The organism is Roseateles saccharophilus (genome assembly GCF_004342485.1).
In the GTDB taxonomy this organism is placed as follows: domain Bacteria; phylum Pseudomonadota; class Gammaproteobacteria; order Burkholderiales; family Burkholderiaceae_C; genus Pelomonas; species Pelomonas saccharophila.
The window spans coordinates 139,965-159,057 of sequence record NZ_SMBU01000009.1 but is presented as its reverse complement, the minus strand read 5'-3'; the positions used below and the strand labels follow the sequence as shown (position 1 = coordinate 159,057).

Annotated in this window: 17 protein-coding genes; 4 read left to right on the top strand and 13 right to left on the bottom strand. The window is 68.1% G+C overall.

Annotated features, from left to right (window positions below; all coding sequences use genetic code 11):
• Positions 1-15: 15 nt before the first annotated feature.
• The 6 genes from EV671_RS10255 to EV671_RS10230 all read right to left on the bottom strand — a co-directional run bounded on the left by EV671_RS10255 (position 16) and on the right by EV671_RS10230 (position 7,914).
• On the bottom strand, positions 16-1,365 hold the full coding sequence (locus EV671_RS10255; protein WP_132571211.1) for a methyl-accepting chemotaxis protein: 1,350 nt from the start codon (positions 1,363-1,365) through the stop codon (positions 16-18).
• A 53-nt stretch (positions 1,366-1,418) separates the two neighbouring features.
• Entirely contained in the window at positions 1,419-2,132 is a 714-nt protein-coding gene (locus tag EV671_RS10250) for an RNA polymerase sigma factor FliA (protein ID WP_132571210.1), read from the bottom strand.
• Between the two features lie 96 nt (positions 2,133-2,228).
• A complete protein-coding gene (locus tag EV671_RS10245; protein ID WP_132571209.1) occupies positions 2,229-3,008 on the bottom strand; it encodes a MinD/ParA family ATP-binding protein in 780 nt (259 codons plus the stop codon).
• A gap of 9 nt (positions 3,009-3,017) precedes the next feature.
• The gene (flhF, locus tag EV671_RS10240) at positions 3,018-4,655 is read right to left on the bottom strand and encodes a flagellar biosynthesis GTPase FlhF (RefSeq protein ID WP_132571208.1); all 1,638 of its coding nucleotides are present in this window, start codon (positions 4,653-4,655) and stop codon (positions 3,018-3,020) included.
• Entirely contained in the window at positions 4,652-6,742 is a 2,091-nt protein-coding gene (gene flhA, locus EV671_RS10235) for a flagellar biosynthesis protein FlhA (protein ID WP_132571207.1), read from the bottom strand. Before flhA ends, flhF begins: the two co-directional genes overlap by 4 nt.
• Positions 6,739-7,914 (bottom strand): EscU/YscU/HrcU family type III secretion system export apparatus switch protein, encoded by a 1,176-nt coding sequence (locus EV671_RS10230; RefSeq protein WP_132571206.1) that lies wholly within the window; start codon positions 7,912-7,914, stop codon positions 6,739-6,741. The genes flhA and EV671_RS10230 overlap by 4 nt, the downstream gene beginning before the upstream one ends.
• A 176-nt stretch (positions 7,915-8,090) precedes the next feature.
• Between EV671_RS10230 and EV671_RS10225 the strand changes: the two genes are divergently transcribed.
• Positions 8,091-8,858: a substrate-binding periplasmic protein gene (locus EV671_RS10225; protein WP_132571205.1), complete on the top strand. Its 768-nt coding sequence runs from the start codon at positions 8,091-8,093 to the stop codon at positions 8,856-8,858.
• Between the two features lie 51 nt (positions 8,859-8,909).
• Here EV671_RS10225 and EV671_RS10220 read toward each other — a convergent pair whose 3' ends face one another.
• The 7 genes from EV671_RS10220 to flhD all read right to left on the bottom strand — a co-directional run bounded on the left by EV671_RS10220 (position 8,910) and on the right by flhD (position 13,891).
• Positions 8,910-9,545 (bottom strand): protein phosphatase CheZ, encoded by a 636-nt coding sequence (locus EV671_RS10220; protein ID WP_415840481.1) that lies wholly within the window; start codon positions 9,543-9,545, stop codon positions 8,910-8,912.
• A 24-nt stretch (positions 9,546-9,569) separates the two neighbouring features.
• Positions 9,570-9,962, bottom strand: a complete 393-nt coding sequence (gene cheY, locus EV671_RS10215; RefSeq protein ID WP_132571204.1) for a chemotaxis response regulator CheY — start codon at positions 9,960-9,962, stop codon at positions 9,570-9,572.
• Positions 9,963-10,014: 52 nt separating this feature from the next.
• Positions 10,015-11,016, bottom strand: coding sequence for a flagellar motor protein MotB (gene motB, locus EV671_RS10210; RefSeq protein WP_132571203.1), 1,002 nt, complete (start codon positions 11,014-11,016; stop codon positions 10,015-10,017).
• A gap of 138 nt (positions 11,017-11,154) precedes the next feature.
• Positions 11,155-12,012, bottom strand: a complete 858-nt coding sequence (motA, locus tag EV671_RS10205) for a flagellar motor stator protein MotA (RefSeq protein ID WP_132571202.1) — start codon at positions 12,010-12,012, stop codon at positions 11,155-11,157.
• 89 nt (positions 12,013-12,101) lie between these two features.
• Positions 12,102-12,851, bottom strand: a complete 750-nt coding sequence (locus tag EV671_RS10200; protein WP_132571201.1) for a class I SAM-dependent methyltransferase — start codon at positions 12,849-12,851, stop codon at positions 12,102-12,104.
• 20 nt (positions 12,852-12,871) lie between these two features.
• Positions 12,872-13,408, bottom strand: a complete 537-nt coding sequence (gene flhC / locus EV671_RS10195; RefSeq protein WP_132571200.1) for a flagellar transcriptional regulator FlhC — start codon at positions 13,406-13,408, stop codon at positions 12,872-12,874.
• Positions 13,409-13,570: 162 nt separating this feature from the next.
• Entirely contained in the window at positions 13,571-13,891 is a 321-nt protein-coding gene (flhD, locus tag EV671_RS10190) for a flagellar transcriptional regulator FlhD (RefSeq protein ID WP_132571199.1), read from the bottom strand.
• A 503-nt stretch (positions 13,892-14,394) separates the two neighbouring features.
• Here flhD and EV671_RS10185 point away from each other — a divergent pair.
• The 3 genes from EV671_RS10185 (at position 14,395) to fliD (ending at position 19,081) form a co-directional block, all read left to right on the top strand.
• Positions 14,395-15,825, top strand: a complete 1,431-nt coding sequence (locus EV671_RS10185; protein ID WP_132571198.1) for a flagellin N-terminal helical domain-containing protein — start codon at positions 14,395-14,397, stop codon at positions 15,823-15,825.
• A 243-nt stretch (positions 15,826-16,068) separates the two neighbouring features.
• Positions 16,069-17,505, top strand: coding sequence for a flagellin N-terminal helical domain-containing protein (locus tag EV671_RS10180; RefSeq protein WP_132571197.1), 1,437 nt, complete (start codon positions 16,069-16,071; stop codon positions 17,503-17,505).
• Positions 17,506-17,611: 106 nt separating this feature from the next.
• Positions 17,612-19,081 carry a flagellar filament capping protein FliD gene (gene fliD, locus EV671_RS10175; RefSeq protein ID WP_132571196.1) on the top strand — a complete coding sequence of 490 codons (1,470 nt, stop codon included), beginning with the start codon at positions 17,612-17,614 and terminating at the stop codon, positions 19,079-19,081.
• The last annotated feature ends 12 nt before the right edge of the window (positions 19,082-19,093 follow it).

Sequence of the window (19,093 nt, the reverse complement as noted above, 5' to 3'; positions counted from 1 at the left end):
CGCGAAGACACTTGGCTAGAAGTTGAAGGCCAGGCGCACGCCGCCCCAATGCCTGCCGGCGACCTCGATGGGCGCGGTGGCCTCCTTCAGCACGACGAAGCGGCCGCCGCCCATGTCGCGGCGGTAGGTCTGCAGCAGGAAAGGCCGGGTGTTGCGCGCCGAGGCCAGGCCGGTGCGATCGTTGAAGATGCGGCGGTAGCGGCTGTTGGCCGTGTTCCAGACGGTGTCGCCCCGGCGCTGCGGCTGGCAGTACTTGCGATTGTGCGTGGCGATGTAGCCGTTGCGGTCGGCCGCGATGCAGAAGACGATCTTGTCGCTGAGGGTCAGCGCCTTCTCCTGCACGCCGGGGAAGAGGCGGTCCGTCAGCGCGCAGAAGCGCGTGGTCTGCTGCGGCGGCGACGTGCCTTCGATGGGGCGGTAGTTCTCGTCGAAGAGTTCGGCCTCGCTGATCTGGCCGTCGCGCAGCGCCCCCTCCAGCAGCACCGCGATCTCGGCGGCTGCGTCCTGGGCGGCGCGGATGAAGGGCATGTCGTCGACCTCGACGCCGCTCTCGGCGATCTGCTCGACAAGGTCCTCCGACATGCGCAGGAAGCGGTCGCTGCCGTCGAAGGCCACCTTGAGGCCGTGGGTGGCTTCCAGCACCTCGCGCTCCAACTCCTGCGCCCGCGCGTTGAGCAGGTTCATCTGCTGGCCGCTCTCTGCAGCGGAGGCCGCGATGCGCTGCACGTCCTGCTCGACCTCGTGGAAGGCGGCGTGGATCTGGCTGGGCCGGGCGGGGTTCTCGGTCAGCTCGGCGCTGAAGCGGTCGATGCGTTCCTGCAGGCTGGCGATGGCGCTGACGATGGCCTTGGACGAGGCCTCGACCTGGCCGGCCAGCGCCTTCACCGCCTCGGCGACGACCGCGAAGCCGCGCCCGGCATCGCCCGCATGCTTGGCCTCGACGGCAGCGTTGAAGGCCACCAGCCGCGTCTGCAGCGAGATCTTCGTGATCTCGGCGGCCGCACCCGACACCTGGGCCAGCGTCGTCGACATGCCGACGACCTCGCCACCGACGACGCCGAGCGCGCCGCGTGCGCGCTGCACGGCGGCGGCGCTCTGGGCCGTGGCGGCGGCGATGGCGGCCTGGGCCTGGCCGATCTGCTGGAGCTGCCGGCCGAGCGCCTGCATGGCCTGGCCCTGAACCTGGACGATGCGCTGCGTGTCTTCCAGCGCACCCCGCACTTCGGCGGCGTCCTTGCCCACATGGGAGATGGACTGGGCCAGCCGCCTGACGACCTTCAGCCCCGCGCCGTCATCGCGGCACGCGGCTTCCTCATCACGAACGACCGTGGAGGCCGAAGCCCCACTCCTGGACCACCTGAACATGCGTTGTTCCCCTGCTTGCCGGCCGGGGCCATGTCAGGCAGCGGCCTCGGTATTCACCAGTCCCGCAGTTTCACCCTCAACCTTGCGATGGACTGACTGTGCAGCTGGCAGACCCGCGACTCCGTGACCTTGAGCACGGCTGCGATCTCCTTGAGGTTCATGTCGTGCTCGTAATACATGCTCATCACGAACTGTTCGCGCTCGGGCAGGTTCTTGATGGCGGCCACCAGCGCCTCACGCATGCGGTGGTCCTGCAGCAGCTCCACCGGGTTGGCGCCCTCGTCCGCCACGTGACGGTCGAGGTAGTTCTCGTCGCCGTCGTCGCCGCTCATGTCCTCCAGGTAGACGAGCTGGGTGCCGCGCACCTTGCCCAGCAGCTCCTGGTACTCGGCCAGCGGCAGGCCCATCTCGGTGGCGATCTCGGTCTCGTTGGGCGCACGGCCCAGGCGCTGCTCGACCTTGTGCACCGCCACCTCGATCTCGCGCTGCTGGCGGCGCGTGCCGCGGCTCATCCAGTCGCCGCCACGCAGCTCGTCGAGCATGGCGCCGCGGATGCGCTGGGTGGCGAAGGTCTCGAACTGCACGCCCTGCTCGGCGTCGAAGCGCGACAGCGCGTCGGTCAGGCCGATCAGGCCGACCTGGATCAGGTCGTCCACCTCCACGTTGGCCGGCAGCTTGGCGATCATCTGGTGCGCCAGGCGTCGCACCAGCGGGCTGTACTGCTTGATCAGCGTACTGTTGTCGAGGCGGCCTTTGGGCGTGTACATGGTCAGCTCAGCACGGCCGCCCGAAGGGGCTGAAGCACCCCCGCGGGGGCAGTGAACGAAGTGAGCGTGGGGGCATGTGTGGACTCCCGGCGGAGGTCAATGCGCTGCGATAAGAGGGGATGACACCGCGCGCGCCGGGCGCAGCGGGGCCGCGTTCGAAGCGGCATCGATGGCCGCTCCGGGGGGCGCCGCAAGCAGCAGCTCGCGGGCCAGGTGGCGCAGCTCGGGCGTGAGCGGTGCGTGCTGCGAGGCCCTGGGGTCCAGGCAGGCCCAGTCGCGCAGCACCGCGCCGAGGAAGCCGTCGGCGCAGGAATGGAGCTGTTGCGCGATGCGGGTGGCCACGCGCAGTTGGGGGTGGCAGGCCATCAGCAGACTGTAGACCATCAGCCCGGCGCGTTGTGTGAGCCATTTCATGCCGGCATAGGCTTCGGTGACGCTCGCCGGCTCGGCGTCCGCCAGCAGCAGCGGGCGCACCTCGCGCAGCGCGACGACGCGGGCCAGTTCGGCCGCCGGCGCATGCAGCAGGATGACGTCGGAATCCGGGGCAGCGTCGGACACGGCCTCCAGGAAGGAGGCCGCCGAGCCGTTGGCATTGATGTGGCGCAGCGGCAGGCCGCGAGCGGCCAGGTAGGAGAGCCGGGGCGACAGGCGCTCGATGCAGTTGGACAGGTCCACCTGCGCCAGCTCCGAGGGCTGGGGCGAGTGCTCGCCGGCATCGACGACCAGCGTGTGCAGGCCCAGTTCGGCGAAGGCCGCGCACAGGCCCTCGAGCAACACGCCGGCACCCATCACGCGCGGGTTGCTGACGACCGGCACGAAGCGGGTCTTGGAGGCCGCGAAGAGGCGGCGCAGGCCATGGGCTTGATCCTGGGGCATGGCGGCCATCTAGTGGATCGCCCTCATGCCGGCGTCGCTCAGCGGGCCGCCGGCGAAGATCAGGTTGACGTCGGTGTTGTCCATGCGCCAGGCGCCCGAGGCCGCGCCCTTCAGCGCGCGCTGCACCAGGGCCACGCTGGGCAGGCGGTGCCAGTCTTCCGGCACGCGCTGGCCGTTGGCCACGCCCAGCACCTTGAGCTTGTGGCGGATCAGCGTGTCCAGGGCCGGCGCGAGCTTGACGGCCTCGTCGATCTTGCTGAGCACGACGCCCTCGCAGGCCGCGCCCTTCCAGGCACCGACGACGTCCTCGATGGTCTCGCCCTGCTGGGCCGCGTTGATGACCAGCAGCTTCTTGATGCTAGGGTGGGCCAGCATCTCCAGCAATTCCTGGGTGCGGCTGTCGCGCTGGGCCATGCCGGCGGTGTCGATCAGCACCAGCTTCTTGCTGGACAGCAGCTCCAGCAGGTCGTCCAGCGAGGCACGGTCGTGCGCCGTGTGAACCGGCACGCCGAGGATGCGGCCGTAGGCGCGCAGCTGCTCGTGGGCGCCGACGCGGTAGGCGTCCAGCGTGATCAGGCCGAGCTGGCTGGCGCCGTACTTGGTGGCGAAATGCGCGGCCAGCTTGGCGGTCGTCGTGGTCTTGCCGACGCCGGTGGAGCCGATCAGCGCGAAAACGCCACCGCGGTCCTCGATGGCCGGCGCGGCCTCGTCGGTCTGCAGGTTGCGCGACAGCACATGGGCGGCCCAGGCGGTCTCGTCGGCCGGGTCGGTAGCGGCGCCGGTCTTGAAGTCGGACGGGCAGCTCTCGGCCAGCTTGCGCACCAGGGCCGGGCTGAAGCCGAGTTCGAGCAGCTTCTGCGTCAGCCGCGCCTGCACGGGCTGGCGCTGCAGCTTCTCCATGAAGGCCAGCGAGGAGAAGCGCTCCTCGATCAGGCCGCGCATCTGGCGCAGCTCGGCGGCCATGTCCATCTGGCTGCGCTGAGTGGCATTGGGCTGGCCGGGCAGCGGCAGGGGTTCGCTGGTGGCGATGTCGCCCAACTGGGGCACGGCGCGCTGCTGGCCGGGCATGGCGGACGGCAGGCGGATCTCGTCGCGCAGCACCGGCGGCGCGGGGCGGGGTGGGGCCGGCGCGCGCTTGGGCGCCAGCGCGGCCATGGCCTCGCTGGCCCGGCGTTCGCGCTGGACGCGCACGGCATCCAGCGACACCGCGGGCGGCTGCTGCGGCACGGGCGCCGGCCGGGCAGCGGACCGCGCCACGGGGTCGGGCCGGCCGGCGATCTCGGCCTCGCGGCGGCGCAGCACGCGCTCGCGCACATAGTCCTGGAAGTTCAGCGTGCTCATCGCCAGCTGCTGCACGTCGCCCTGCACGTCGGGCGCGCCGAAGCTGGGCTCCTGGCGCTGCGAGCGCTCGGCGAAGCTGGCGCGCTGCGGCGGCTGCTGGGCCGGCAGCGGCGGACGGGCCACGGTGCGCGGCGCACTGGCGGCCATCTGCTCGATCTGACCCATGCCCTCCGGCGCCATGGCCAGCACCTCGACGCCACCGGGCACCGACTTGTTGGACAGCACGACCGCGTCCGCGCCGAAGGCCTGCTTGACCAGGGCGAGCGCCTCGCGGGACGTGGGCGCGTTGAACTTTCGGACATTCATGCTGTGCCTCCGATGATGGAGCCGATGCGGATGGTGTGGGTCTCGGGAATCTCGCTGTGGCCGAGCACCTTGAGACGGGGCGCGGCGCGCTTGAGCAGGCGGGCCATGGGCGCGCGGATCAGGTCGGGCACCAGCAGTGCGGCCGGCACGCCGCGGTCTTCCTGCTTCTGGGCGGTCTCGGCGGCGCTGCGGGCCAGCGTGTCGGCCACGCCGGGGTCCAGGGCCGCGCCGTGCGGCGAATTGAGGGCCTGGGTGACGAGGCGCTCCAGTTCGGGCTCGAGCGCGATGACGTCCAGCTCCTTCGTGGAACCGTAGATCTGCTGCACGATGGCCGGCGCGATATGGGTGCGGATGCGGCGCGCCAGTTCGGCCGGGTCGGTGACGGTGGCGGCGTTCTCGGCGATGGATTCGACGATGGAGCGCATGTCGCGGATGTGCACGCCCTCCTCCAGCAGCAGCTGGAGCACGCGTTGCAGGGTGGCGATGCTGATCATCTTGGGAATCACGTCTTCAATCAGTTGCGGCGCCTGCCTGGTGAGGTGTTCCACCAGCGACTGCGTCTCCACGCGGCCGAGCAGCTTGGCCGCATGCACTTGCATCAAGTGTGAAAGGTGGGTGGCCACGACGGTCGAGCAATCAACGACCGTAAACCCGCTCATTTGGGCCATCTCCCGCTGGCGCTCCTCGATCCACACGGCCGGCAGGCCGAAGGCGGGGTCGGTCGTCGCGGTGCCGATGAGCTTCTGCGTCGCATGGCCCGGGTTGATGGCCAGCCACATGCCGGGGAAGGCCTCGGCCTCGCCGACGACCGCGCCGCGCAGCGAGATGCGGTACTGGCTGGGGCGCAGCTCCAGGTTGTCGCGGATGTGCACCGGCGGCGGCAGGAAGCCGACCTCCTGCGCGAACTTGCGGCGCACGCCCTTGATGCGGCTGAGCAGGTCGCCCTCGCGGGTCTTGTCCACCAGCGTGATCAGGCGGTAGCCGACCTCCAGGCCCAGCGTGTCCACCGGCACCAGGTCCTCCCAGCTCGCCTCGCCAGCGCCCTCGGCGGGCGGCATGATGGGCTTGACGGCCTTGGCGGCCTCCTGGGCCTGCTCCTTGCTGCGCAGCCAGTAGGCCAGATAGCCCATGCCGCCGGCGATCAGCAGGAAGACGACATGGGGCATGCCCGGGATCAGGCCCAGCGCGCCGATGACGGCGGCCGTGATCGCGATGCTCTTGGCCGAGCCGAACACCTGCTTGCCGATCTGGCTGCCGATGTCCTTGTCCGTGCCCACGCGCGACACCACCATGGCCGCGGCCACCGAGATCAGCAGCGCCGGCACCTGGGCCACCAGCGCGTCGCCGACGGCCAGCAGGATGTAGCTGTCGGCCGCCTGGCCGGCCGTCAGGCCGTGCTGGGCCACGCCGATGATGAAGCCGCCGACGATGTTGATGGCCAGGATCAGCATGCCGGCCACGGCGTCGCCGCGCACGAATTTGCTGGCACCGTCCATGGAGCCGAAGAAGTCGGCCTCGTCGCTCAGCTCGGCGCGGCGGCGCTTGGCCTCGGCCTCGTTGATGAGGCCGGCGTTCAGGTCGGCGTCCACCGCCATCTGCTTGCCGGGCATCGCATCCAGCGTGAAGCGCGCGCCGACCTCGGCGATGCGTTCGGCGCCCTTGGTGACGACGATGAAGTTGATGACCACCAGGATGGCGAACACGATCAGGCCGACCGCGAAATTGCCGCCGATCAGGAAGTGGCCGAAGCTCTCGATGACCTTGCCGGCCGCGCCGGTGCCGGTGTGGCCCTGCAGCAGCACCACGCGGGTGGACGCGACGTTCAGCGACAGCCGCATCAGCGTGGTGAGCAGCAGCACGGTCGGGAAGGCCGCGAAATCCAGCGGCCGGATCATGTGGGCCGCCACCATCATCACCATCACGGCCATCGCGATGTTGAAGGTGAACAGCAGGTCCAGCACGAAGGGCGGCAGCGGCAGCACCATCATCGACAGCACCAGCAGCACCGCGATGGGCGCGCCCAGGGCGGCGATGATGGCGGCGCGCGGGCCGAGTAGGCCTTGCAGTCGCTGGATCAGCGGGGTCATTCGGCAAAGTCCTCGTCAGGCTCGGGCTGCCAGCCCGGCTTGTTGTGCGGATCGAGCTCGGGCGGCACATGCGGCTTGGGCATGTCCGGCTTGTTCAGGTTGCGCGACTTCATCGCGGCGCGCAGCTGGTAGACATAGGCCAGCACCTGGGCCACGGCGCCGAACAGCGCAGCGGGGATCTCCTGGTCGACCTTGGCGTGGGCATAGAGGGCACGCGCCAGCACGGGCTGCTGCAGCACCGGCACCTTGCTCTCCTTGGCCAGGTCACGGATCTTCAGGGCCAGCAGGTCGGCGCCCTTGGCGACGACCTTGGGCGCCGCCATCCTGCCCTCCGCATACCTCAGCGCGACCGCGTAGTGAGTCGGGTTCATGACGACCAGGTCGGCCTGGGGCACGGCGGCCAGCATGCGGCGCTTGGCCATCTCGCGCATCTTGGCGCGCACCTTGGCCTTGATCTCGAGGTTGCCTTCGACCTCCTTCAGTTCCTGCTTGGCCTCCTCGCGGCTCATGCGCAGGCGGCGCTTCCACAGCTGGCGCTGCAGCGGCAGGTCGATGGCGGCGAACACGGCCAGCGCCACGGCCAGCAGCACCAAGCCGCCCATCAGCTGCTGGCCGGCATAGGCCAGGGCCGAAGGCAGGGGCACGGACATGATGCCGACATAGGCCGCCAGGCGGTCCTTCAGCACCAGCGCGCCGACGGCCCCCAGCACCAGGGCCAGCAGCACGGCCTTGAGGGCGCTGCCGAAGCCCTGGCCGGTGAACAGCCGGCCCAGGCCCTGGATCGGGTTCATGTGCGAGAACTTGGGTGCCAGCGGCTTCATCGTCCAGTTCCAGCCACCGCTGGCCAGGTTGCTGGCGATGGCCGTGAGCATCAGCAGCGCGGCGACCGGGCCCATCACGGCGGCAAAGGCCAGCGTCATGTCGACGAGGCGCTCGCCGAGGAAGCCGGGCCGGGCGAGCAGGCTGGCGTCGAAATGCAGGCCGGTGGCGATCATCAGGCGCAGCCGCTCGACGATCTGCGGCCCACCCACGGCCAGCACCGCGCCCCCGGCGACCATCATCGCGAAGTGCGGCAGGTCGCGCGAGCGCGGCACCTGGCCCTCGGCACGAGATCGGGCGATCTTCTTGGCCGAGGCTGGCAGGTTGCGGTCTTGTGCGTCTTGGTCGGCCATGGCGGTTCTGCAGCTCTGGCCCGAATTGTTCGAGGCCGTCTGCCGAACTTGAGCGAGAAAAGCGGGCGGGAATCCCGGCTTATCCGGGCTCGCAAATCCGGCCGGACCGCGAGCTATGCACGCTTGCGGGCCGCAACTGCGCCGGGCCCGGCTACCGCCGCCGTTAATCTTGGCGCATGCTCCGCAAGCTGCCCACCCTCGCCCGCCGCCTGGGTCTGCTGACCGCTCTGTTAGCCAGCGGGGCCGGTGCCCAGCAGCCGGTCACGCTGACCATCGAATACCGCGACAAACCGCCCTACACCTACACCGAGGGCGGCAGACCGGCCGGTTTCCTGCTGGAGCGCACGATCAAGCTGCTCAAGCGCGCCGGCATCCAGGCGCGCTACGCCGAAGTGCCGATACGGCGCACGCTGATGAACCTGCAGGCCAACCAGAGCGCCCTGTGCTCGCCCGGCCTGTACAAGAACCCGGAGCGCGAGGCCTATGCGCGCTTCTCGCTGCCCATCCACCGCGACCGGCCCCATGTCGTGCTGGCCCATGCGGATGCGGTCGCGCAGATCCGCGCGATCCCGCGCGTCGCCCAGCTGTTCGCCGACACCTCGCTGCAACCGGGCCTGCTGGAGGGTGCGTCCTACGGCCTGCAGCTGGACCAATACCTCGCGACGGCGGCCCGGCCGCCGATCCGCGCCCAGCTGACGGTGATGCAGCTGGCGCGCATGGTGGGCGCCCACCGCATGGACTACATGCTGATCGACGAGGAAGACCTGGGCTGGCTGCGCCGCGACCCGGAGTTCACGCCGCTGCCGCTGGTGCGCATCGCCTTCGCCGACGCGCCCCGCGGCGAACTGCGCTATCTGGGCTGCTCGCAGCAGGTCGGCCCGCAGACCATGGACCGGATCAACCGAGCCATCCGGGAGTCGCAGCTCGAGGCCCTGACCGACTGAAAACGTAAACGGCCGGCACAAGGGCCGGCCGCTCGGGAGGCGGGGCTGGGTTCAGAAGCCCAGGCTGGCGAGCAGGTCGTCGACCTCGCCCTGGTCGGCCACCACGTCGGTGCGGCCCTCGGGGTTCACGACCGGCCCCTGCAGGATGTTGGGGTCGACCTTCTCGCGCTGGTCGGGCGGCACGACCTGCACCAGCAGCTTGACGAGGCTGTCTTCCAGGTCATTGGCCAGCGTGACGACCTTGGCGACCACCTGTCCGGTCAGGTCGTGGAAGTCCTGGGCCAGCATGATGTCGGTCAGGTGGGCGTCGATGCTCTGGGTGCGGGCCTCGACATCCTTGACGAAATTCATCACCGCACCGCTGGCCACGGCGCGCACCGGGTCGGCCACGATGGCGGCGGCCAGATCCTGCGTGGCCTTGCTGATGCCGGCGTGCTCGGCCTTGGCCTGGTCGACGGAGTTCAGCACCTTCTCGGCGGCGGCGGCCGTCTTGGTGGCAATGTAGTTCAGGCGGCTGCGCGCGTCGGGCAGGCCGTCGGTGGCCACCTGCAGCTTGGGCATGACACCCAGGCGCTGCATCGTGTCGTGCAGGGTGCGGGTGATGGTGCCAAGCTGCTGGAAGACCTCGGGTGAGACGAGCAAAGGCTCCTGGGCCTTGCCCAGTTGCTCCAACTGTTCCATCGACATGGCAGTCCCCTCTTTTGTTTGTTGTCAGGCCGCGGCGGCCAGCTTCTGCATGATCTTCTGGACCTTCTCTTCCAAAGTCGCCTTCGTGAAGGGCTTGACGATATAGCCTGCCGCCCCCGACTGCGCCGCCAGCACGATGTCTTCCTTGCGGGCCTCGGCCGTGACCATCAGCACCGGCAGGTGCTTGAGATTGGGGTCTTCCTTGATGGCCTTCAGCAACTCGAAACCCGTCATGTTGGGCATGTTGATGTCGCTGACGACGAAATCGAACTTGGAGCCCTTGAGCATGTTCAGCGCCTCGACACCGTCCTCGGCCTCTTCGCAGTTGTTGTAGCCGATCTCCTTCAGCAGGCCGCGGACGATGCGGCGCATGGTGGAGAAGTCGTCGACAACCAGGAATTTCATCTCAGCGCTCATGGCTATCCTCTCTCGGGGCGGGATTTCACAGGGGTCAGCCCGCAGTCTAGTTCTAGCGGGCTGAGGCGGGCGATTCAGTTTGCGGCATTTTCCCGCTGAGCGGCACTTGCGTGCCCCCGGTGCTCGGCACTTGCGTGCTCGCGCCCTCTCCCGGCGGCGATGCGGCAGCGTCGTCATCGTCCGGCAGGTTCTTCAGCACGGCGTCCTCGGCATCGCGGTTCATCACGATGATGCTGATGCGCCGGTTCAGGGGGCTGTTGGGGTCCTTGGCGTCGAGCAGCTTGCTGGCGGCCAGGCCCTGCACGCGCAGCATGCGGGCTTCGGACAGGCCGCCCGCCACCAGCTCGCGCCGCGAGGCATTGGCCCGGTCGGCCGACAGCTCCCAGTTGCTGTAGCCCTTGTCGCCGCCCGAGAAGGGCTGGGCGTCGGTGTGGCCCTCCACCGTCAGGCGGTTGGGCACCTCGGTCAGCACGCTGCCGAGCTCGCGCAGCAACTCGCGCATATAGGGCTTCACGACGGCGCTGCCGCTGTCGAACATCGGCCGGTTGCCTTCGTCGACGATCTGGATGCGCAGGCCCTCCTTGGTCATGTCCAGGCGGATCTGCCCGCCCAGGGCGGCGAGCTTGGGGTTCTCGGCCAACACCTTCTCGACCTTGGCCTTGAGCTGCTCCAGCCGCGACTTCTCGGCCTTGCGCTGCTCTTCCTTCAGCGCCCGCAGCGTGTAGCTGGCTTTCTTGGCATTGCTGTCGCCCTCCTTGACCTGGCCGGTCTCCCGCGTGAGGTCCTTGCCGCCCCCCTTGACGACGCTGGACGAGTCGCCCGAACCCGAGCCGCCCAGCATCGACACCTTCAGCGGCGACTGGAAGAAGTCGGCAATGCCCTTCTTGTCGCCCTCGGTCGTGGAGCCCAGCAGCCACATCAGCAGGAAGAAAGCCATCATCGCCGTGACGAAGTCGGCATAGGCGATCTTCCACGCGCCGCCATGCGCCGCGTGGCCGCCCTTCTTCACCTTCTTGATGATGATGGGCTGGAGCTTTTTTGCGTCACCGGCCATTTAGCCCCCCCCCCGATGCGCCTGTGGCGCCTCCCCCCCCAGGGGGGCGCCGCCAGTCGCCTGGCAAAGCCAGTTCGACGGCGGCCGCTTGAAGGGCGCCGCCGACCGACGTCGGCTGGCTGGTCAAGACGCGCAGCATCATTTCTTCTTCACATGACCTTCGAGCTCGGTGAACGACGGCCGGTCACCGGAAAACAGCACCTTGCGGCCGAACTCGATGGCCACTTGCGGCGCATAGCCCTGCATGCTGGCCAACAGCGTGGTCTTGATGCACTGGAACTCCTTGCCGGCGTCCTCGACCTTCTGCTCCAGCAGGCCGGCCAGCGGCTCGGCGAAGCCATAGGCCAGCAGGATGCCCAGGAAGGTGCCGACCAGGGCCGAGCCGATCATGCCGCCCAGCACGGCCGGCGGCTGGCCGACCGAGCCCATGGTGTTCACGACGCCCAGCACCGCGGCGACGATACCGAAGGCCGGCAGGCCGCCCGCAAGGCGCTGCAGCGCGGCGACGGCGGCATGCTCCTCCTGGTGGTGGGTCTCGATCTCGCTGTCCATCAGCGACTCGATCTCGTGCGCGTTCAGGTTGCCCGACACCATCATGCGCAGGTAGTCGGTGATGAACTCGGTGACATGGTGGTCGTTGCCCACCGTCGCGTACTTCTGGAACAGCGGGCTGTTGTGCGGATCCTCGACATCCTTCTCGATGGACATCAGGCCCTCCTTGCGGGCCTTCTGCAGGATGTCGTACATCAGCGCCAGCAGCTCCATATAGCGCGCCTTGCTGTACTTGCTGCCCTTGAAGCAGCTGCCCAGGCCGGCCGCCGTGGCCTTGACCACCTTCATCTGGTTGTTGGCCAGGAAGGCGCCGGTGGCCGCGCCGAAGATGGTGATCATCTCGAACGGCAAGGCGTGCAGGATGACGCCGATGTTCCCGCCGTGGGCGATGAACACGCCGAAGATGCAGGCCATGGAAAGGGCCCAGCCGATGAGGACGAACATGCGCGGTCGAGTTGGGGGTGTTCAGGCCATATCGGCCCGCTGCCGGGGGGCTTGAGCGAGTATGCCGCGGAGAAGCGGCACCCAAACCTTCATTTGGCGGGCTTTGGCGTCGCAATCCGCCCCGGCCGGTAAAGCCACACGAACTGCCCACCGCCCAGTTGCCACTGCGCCACCGGCACCGCCTCAGGCACCGCGAAGTCCAGGCTTACGAGCCAGGCCTCGGGGCCGAGCTCGGCGCAGGCCTTGGCCCAGACGCGCGGCATGGACTCGGGCCGCTGGAACACATAGACGAGGGCGAAGGGCGCCCAGTCGTCGGCCCAAAGATCTCCCCGGCGCACGGTTGCTTCGGGCACACGCCAGTGTGCGAGCCAGGCAAGCGGGGGACTTAACTCGACCCCCTCGACGCGGGCAGCCGGATAGATGCGCACAAGTTCTCGCAGGCCATCACCGGCGCCGCACCCGGCATCCAGCACGCGGGCCCCGGCCCCAAGCGGCGCGAATGTCGGCACGCTCTCGAGGGCGTTCTGCGGCGTCGGGAAAAGCGGCGCATCGGTCCAGGCATGGCGCGGGTAGAGCCACCACAACAGCAACAATGGCGCCAGCCAAAGCAGGCTCGAGGCACCGCCCTGCCAATCCAGGCCCAGCACCGAAACCGGGAAGCCAAGCGCGACGATGAGGCCGCGCCAACGATCACGCTGCCGCCAGCCAAGCACCGCCCCGGTGGCGACACCCAGCGTCAAAGCCGGGCCAGCCGCCAGGCCGGTCGCGCGCGCCACCGAATAGATCAGCCAGGCCGCCAACCAGGCCCACAGCGCCGACAGCGGCCAACGCCCGCCCATGGCAATGGGTCGCCGCGCGGCTAGTGCATCTGGATCGAGCCCTGCGCCCGGCCCTTGCCCGCACGCGCCGGCGGGTTGCACAGGCCGCAGATGAAGTGGCGGGCGATCTCGTGCGGGTGGGTCACGAACTGGCCGTTGCACTTGGAGCACTTGGTCAGCGTCAGCATGCCGTTGTCGACGAACTTCACGAGGCGCCAGGCGCGGGTGACGGACAGCATGGCCTCCAGCCCCTGGGCATGGGTCTGCTCCTGATAGAGCTGGTAGGCCTTGATCACGGTGTCGATCTCGTCCATCTCCGCGGCCTTGTTCAGGTACTCGTGGATGTTCAGGAACAGGCTGGCATGGATGTTGGGCTGCCAGGTCATGAACCAGTCGGTCGAGAACGGCAGCTGGCCCTTGGACGGCGACTTGCCGCTCACTTCCTTGTACAGGCGCAGCAGTCGCTCATAGGACAGGTCGGTCTCCGATTCCAGCACCTGCAGGCGGGCACCGAGGTGGATCAGCTGAACGGCACGTTCGATCTGCCTGGCTTCGGTGAGGATGCTCTTGACGCGCATGGTGGGCTCCTGGAATTCGGTGTGTTCGGTATTCGGTATTGCGGGCGAGCGCCGGGCCGTGCCCAAGCCGCCCGCCTCAGGGGATGCCGCTCAGGGGCTGGCCCCTGAGCGATCCCCACCCCCTCGGGGGGTCAGCGGCGCGTAACCGCGCCGCCGGGGGCCTCAGACATGTTCATGGCGGCCAGCCATGAGGATGGAGGCGTGCAGGCGACTGACGCTTTCGTTCGCACCCGGCTTGCTGTGATTGGTCAGCAGGCCCCACACCAGGTCGTCGCTCATGCGGAAGGCGCATAGCAGCGTGTTGCCGGCCGCGATCTTCATGATCTGCGCCGGGCTCAGCGTGCCGATCAGCGTCGCCGTCTCCTCGCTGATGCCCAGCCGGTACAGGGCCTGCTCGCGGTCGGCGCGGATCAGGCTCTGGGCCAGCATCAAATAGGACAGGTTGGCTTCGCGGATTTCGGCAAGGATCTGTTCGGCTTTCATGGGGGCTCCGTGTCTGCTGGCAACGTGTTTCGGTATGCGACGGATTGTGAAGAGCACGAATAGCGGTCGGGATCGGGCCATTTCGGCGACTTGAGTCCGGGTATTTCCACCCCCGGTGTAGGAATTTGCCTGACAAGGCTGCTACAGCCTTGGCCGATTCGCCTTCGCCGCCAGCCCCGCCCGCAGCGCGGCTTTGGCTGGGCGCACAGCGACGCAGTTCACGAATCGCCACGATTTCGGTGGGCGATTTCTCATTTCTTCAGCGAGTGCCGCAACAAAGGATTCAAGTTCTCCGCCGGCCATTCCGATAAACGCTGCAACGGCAGCCGAGGAATTGGCGTCGTGTCCGGAGTGGCCACCCAGGTGGCGGATGCCGGGCGCAGCAGGGCGGGCCAGCCCCTCTGCGGCAGATTGGGGCTCAAGGCGTCGGCTGTCCGACTCCCGCGGCTCCGGCGATGCCGGCGCTCCTGCCGGAAGTCAATTCAACTCGAAGGAGTTACATCATGTCGATGCAGATCAACACCAACCTGAACTCGCTCAGTGCTCAGCGCAATGCCAGCAAGGCGCAGAACGACCTGAGCACCGCCATCGCTCGCCTGTCCTCCGGCCTGCGCATCAACAGCGCCAAGGACGACGCCGCCGGCCTCGCGATTTCCGAGCGCTTCACCTCGCAGATCAACGGCCTGAACCAGGCCGCCCGCAATGCCAACGACGGCATCTCGCTGGCGCAGACGGCTGAAGGCGCGCTCGGCTCCATCGGCAGCAACCTGCAGCGCATGCGCGAACTGGCCGTGCAATCCGCCAACGCGACCAACAGCTCCAGCGACCGCGCCGCCCTGCAGCAGGAAGTCACGCAGCTCGCCGCCGAAATCGACCGTGTCTCGACGCAGACCCAGTTCAACGGCTTGAACCTGCTGGACGGCAGCTTCCAGGCCCAGCAATTCCAGGTCGGCGCCAATGCCGGCCAGACCATCACGGTGGCCAGCATCGCCAGCGCCCGCGCCAGCGCCCTCGGCCAGTACCAGGGCTTCTCCGCGAGCAACGTGTCGATCGGCACGGCGAGCAATACCGCCGCAGCGCTGTCGGTGAACGTGGGTGGCACCAACTACAACCTCGGCTCCGTGGCCGTCGACGCCAAGGCCCAGGCCGCAGCAATCAACTCGGGCAACGTCCCCGGCCTGACCGCCACCGCCAACGCCACCGTCGTCGCCGCTGGCGTCTCGGCTGCCGCCTCCAGCGCCTCCGGTACAGCGACCTTCACTGTCAACGGCATCGCCATCAGCGTCGCCGGCACGACCGGCGGCGCCGGCCTGACCTCAAACCGGGCCGCTGTCGTCTCCGCGTTTAACGCACAGTCGGCCGCCACCGGCGTGTCTGCCACCGACACCGGCGCCGGCGTCCAGCTGACCGCCGCCGATGGCCGCAATATCACGGTCGCATACGCGGCTGGCACGTTCACTGGCTCTGCCTCGACCGACTTCGGCGTCAGCGCCGCGGCCCTGGCCACCAATGGCGGCACGGTCAACCTCGCGTACACCGCCCCGGCAGGTGTCTCGGGCACGGTCGCCTTCACACAGGCTGGTGGCCTGAGCGCCAGCAACGCCATTGCCGCGACCGGCACGCAGGTCAGCGCGATCGACATCTCGACGGTCGGCGGCGCCAACTCCGCCCTGTCGGCCATCGACGCCGCGCTGGCTTCGGTCAACGGCAGCCGCGCCAACCTCGGCGCGATCCAGAATCGCTTCAGCTCCACGATCGACAACCTGTCGACCACGAGCAACAACCTGTCGGCCTCTCGCAGCCGCATCCAGGACGCCGACTTCGCCGCGGAAACCGCCAACCTCAGCCGCGCCCAGGTGCTGCAGCAGGCCGGCACGGCCATGGTGGCCCAGGCCAACCAGCTGCCGCAGCAAGTGCTGACGCTGCTGCGTTAAGCACGCCTGAGTCGCGCCGCGCCGCAAGCGTGGCGCCGCGGGCCGACTTTCTCCGGGGCAACCCGGCGAGAGCCGGCCCGCAGTCATTTGGGAGGCAGGAATTGGCCGTAAAAGCCGCCGCTTATCCGGGCTAGGCCGAGGTGCCGTGCTCGGAAGAATTCGTACACCAAATTCCGGATCGGCATTTGGCGTTCGGATCGACGGAATCGATCCACGAATGCAAGGCTTTCACGGAGAGATTTCATGCCGCAGACCATCAACACCAATCTGTCGTCCCTGACTGCCCAGCGCAATGCCAACCGGACGCAGAACGATCTGAGCACCGCGATCCAGCGCCTGTCGTCCGGACTTCGCATCAACAGCGCCAAGGACGACGCCGCCGGCCTCGCGATCGCCGAACGCTTCACGTCGCAGATCCGCGGCCTGAACCAGGCGGCCCGCAATGCCAACGACGGCATCTCGCTGGCCCAAGTGGCCGAAGGTGGCCTGGGCTCGATCGGCAGCAACCTGCAGCGCATGCGCGAACTGGCCGTGCAGTCCGCCAACGCGACCAACAGCACCAGCGACCGCGCCGCGCTGCAGCAGGAAGTCGCCCAGCTCTCCGCCGAAATCGACCGCGTCGCGACGCAGACGCAGTTCAACGGCCTGAACCTGCTGGACGGCAGCTTCCAGGCCCAGCAATTCCAGGTCGGCGCCAATGCTGGCCAGACCATCACGGTCGCCGGCATCGCCAGCGCGCGAGCCAGCGCCCTCGGCCAGTTCCAGGGCTTCACGCTCACCGGCCAGTCCATCGGCACGGCCAGCAACACGCCAGCCGCACTGACGGTCAATGTCGGCGGCGCTGGCCCCGTGGCGATCGGCACCGTCGCCGTCGACGCCAAGGCCCAGGCCTCGGCGATCAACTCCGCCAATATTGCCGGACTGACCGCCACCGCCAATGCCACCAGCGTCGCCGCGGGCACCTCGACCGCCAACTCCTCGGCCTCCGGCGCGGCCACCATCACCGTCAACGGCGTGGCCATCAACGTCAACGGCACGACCGGTGGTGCAGCGCTGGCCTCCAACCGCGCCAACGTCGTCGCCGCACTGAATGCGCAATCGGCCGTGACCGGCGTGAATGCCACCGACACTGGCTCGGGTGTCGCGCTGACGGCTGCCGACGGCCGCAACATCACGGTGAGCTATGCCGCGGGCGCCTTCACCGGCTCCAACCTGACCGACTTCGGCATCGGCGCCACGTCCGGCACCACCTATGGTGGCACGATCAACATCAACTACGTCGCGCCTCCCGGCACGAGCGGCAGCGTGGTGTTCGCCCAGGCCGGCGGCCTGAACTCGACGACCGCCATCGGCGCCACCGGCACCGCCGTCAGCGCGATCGACATCTCGACCGTGGGCGGCGCCAACGCCGCGCTGTCGGCCATCGATGCCGCCCTCACCACGATCAACAGCAACCGCGCCACGCTGGGCGCGATCCAGAACCGCTTCAGCTCCACGATCGACAACCTGCAGACGGCCAGCGACAACCTGTCGGCCTCGCGCAGCCGCATCCAGGACGCCGACTTCGCCGCGGAAACCGCCAACCTCAGCCGCGCCCAGGTGCTGCAGCAGGCCGGCACGGCCATGGTGGCCCAGGCCAACCAGCTGCCGCAGCAGGTGCTGGCGCTGTTGAAGGGCTGATGACGCCCTTCGCCCCGAGGTTGCGCCCGGCGGCGTGACTTCCGTCCGCGATTCGGAAGGTAAAGCACCTAAAATTTCGCCTGTCTGACCCGATAAATGTAGGACTATGACCTCCATCAGCGGCACCTCGACGATGTCGTCGCCCGGCATCGGCAGCGGACTCGACGTCAACAGCATCATCACCCAGTTGATGGCGGTCGAGAACCTGCCGATGAAAGCCCTGCAGACAAAGGCCCAGGGCATGCAGACCCAGTTGTCTGCCTTCGGTCAGATGCAGTCGCTCGTGTCCTCGCTGCAGGATGCCACCACGCCGCTGTTGACGGCGTCGAACTATTCGCTGACCTCCGCCACGACTTCCGATGCAAGCAGCGTCGGCGTGACCAGTTCGGCGAGCGCGGTGCCGGGCAATTACGCAGTGTCGGTCAGTGCACTGGCCGCACCGCAGACGCTGGTCAGCGCGAGCGGCCAGTTTTCCGCTGCCACCGATGTCGTCGGCACGGGCACGCTCACGATCAATCTCGGCAGTTGGAATGCCGGGCAGACGGCCTTCACGCCGAAGTCCGGCGCTCAATCGATCAGCATCGCAATCGACTCGACGAGCAACACGCTGGCCGGCATCCGCGACAAGATCAATGCGGCCAATGCCGGTGTCACGGCCACCATCGTCACCGATTCCTCCGGCGCTCGCCTGGCCCTGCAGTCCTCGTCGACGGGAGCGGCCAATGGCTTCAAGGTCTCCGTCACCGACGACGACGGGACCAACACGGATGCGGCAGGACTGTCCCGCCTCGCTTTCGATCCCACGAGCGGGGTCACGCAGATGACGCAGACCACCGCGGCGGCGGACACCCAGGCCACGGTCAACGGCATCTCCATCTCCAGCCCCGGCACGACGTTGACCAATGTCATCCAGGGGCTGACGCTGAACGTCAACAAAGTGACCACTTCGCCGGTTCAGGTGGCGGTCACGGCCAACACCGACGCGGTCAAGACGATGGTGAAGAGCTTCGTTGCAGCCTATAACGCGCTCAGCGCCTTCGTCAGCGCCAACACCGCCTATGACCCGGTGGCCAAGAAGGGTGCCCTGTTGCAGGGCGACCGCACGACGCTGAGCCTTCAGTCCCAGTTGCACAATGTCCTGGGCGGCTTCGATACGGCGTCGACTGTGTTCACCACGCTCAGCTCGATCGGCCTGCAGTTCCAGAAGGACGGCTCGCTCAAGGTCGACGACACCAAGCTGAGTGCGGCGGTCCAGAACATGCCCGAGCTGCAGAAAGCGCTGGCCAATGTCGACACGACCAACCCGTCCAACAACGGCATCCTCAAGAAGCTGTCCGACTGGGAGAATGTCGCGCTGGGCGTCGACGGCTCGCTACCGACCCGCCAGCAGTCGATCCAGAAAATGATCGCGTCCAACCAGAAGGATCAGGACGCCCTCCAGACCCGCTTGGATCTGACGCAGAAACGGCTGCAGGATCAATACTCGGCACTGGATGCGACCATGTCGCAGGCCAACTCGCTGGCAAAATATATGACGCAGCAGATCACGACTTGGAACAACCAGAAGTCGGGCTAAAGAGCGCGAACT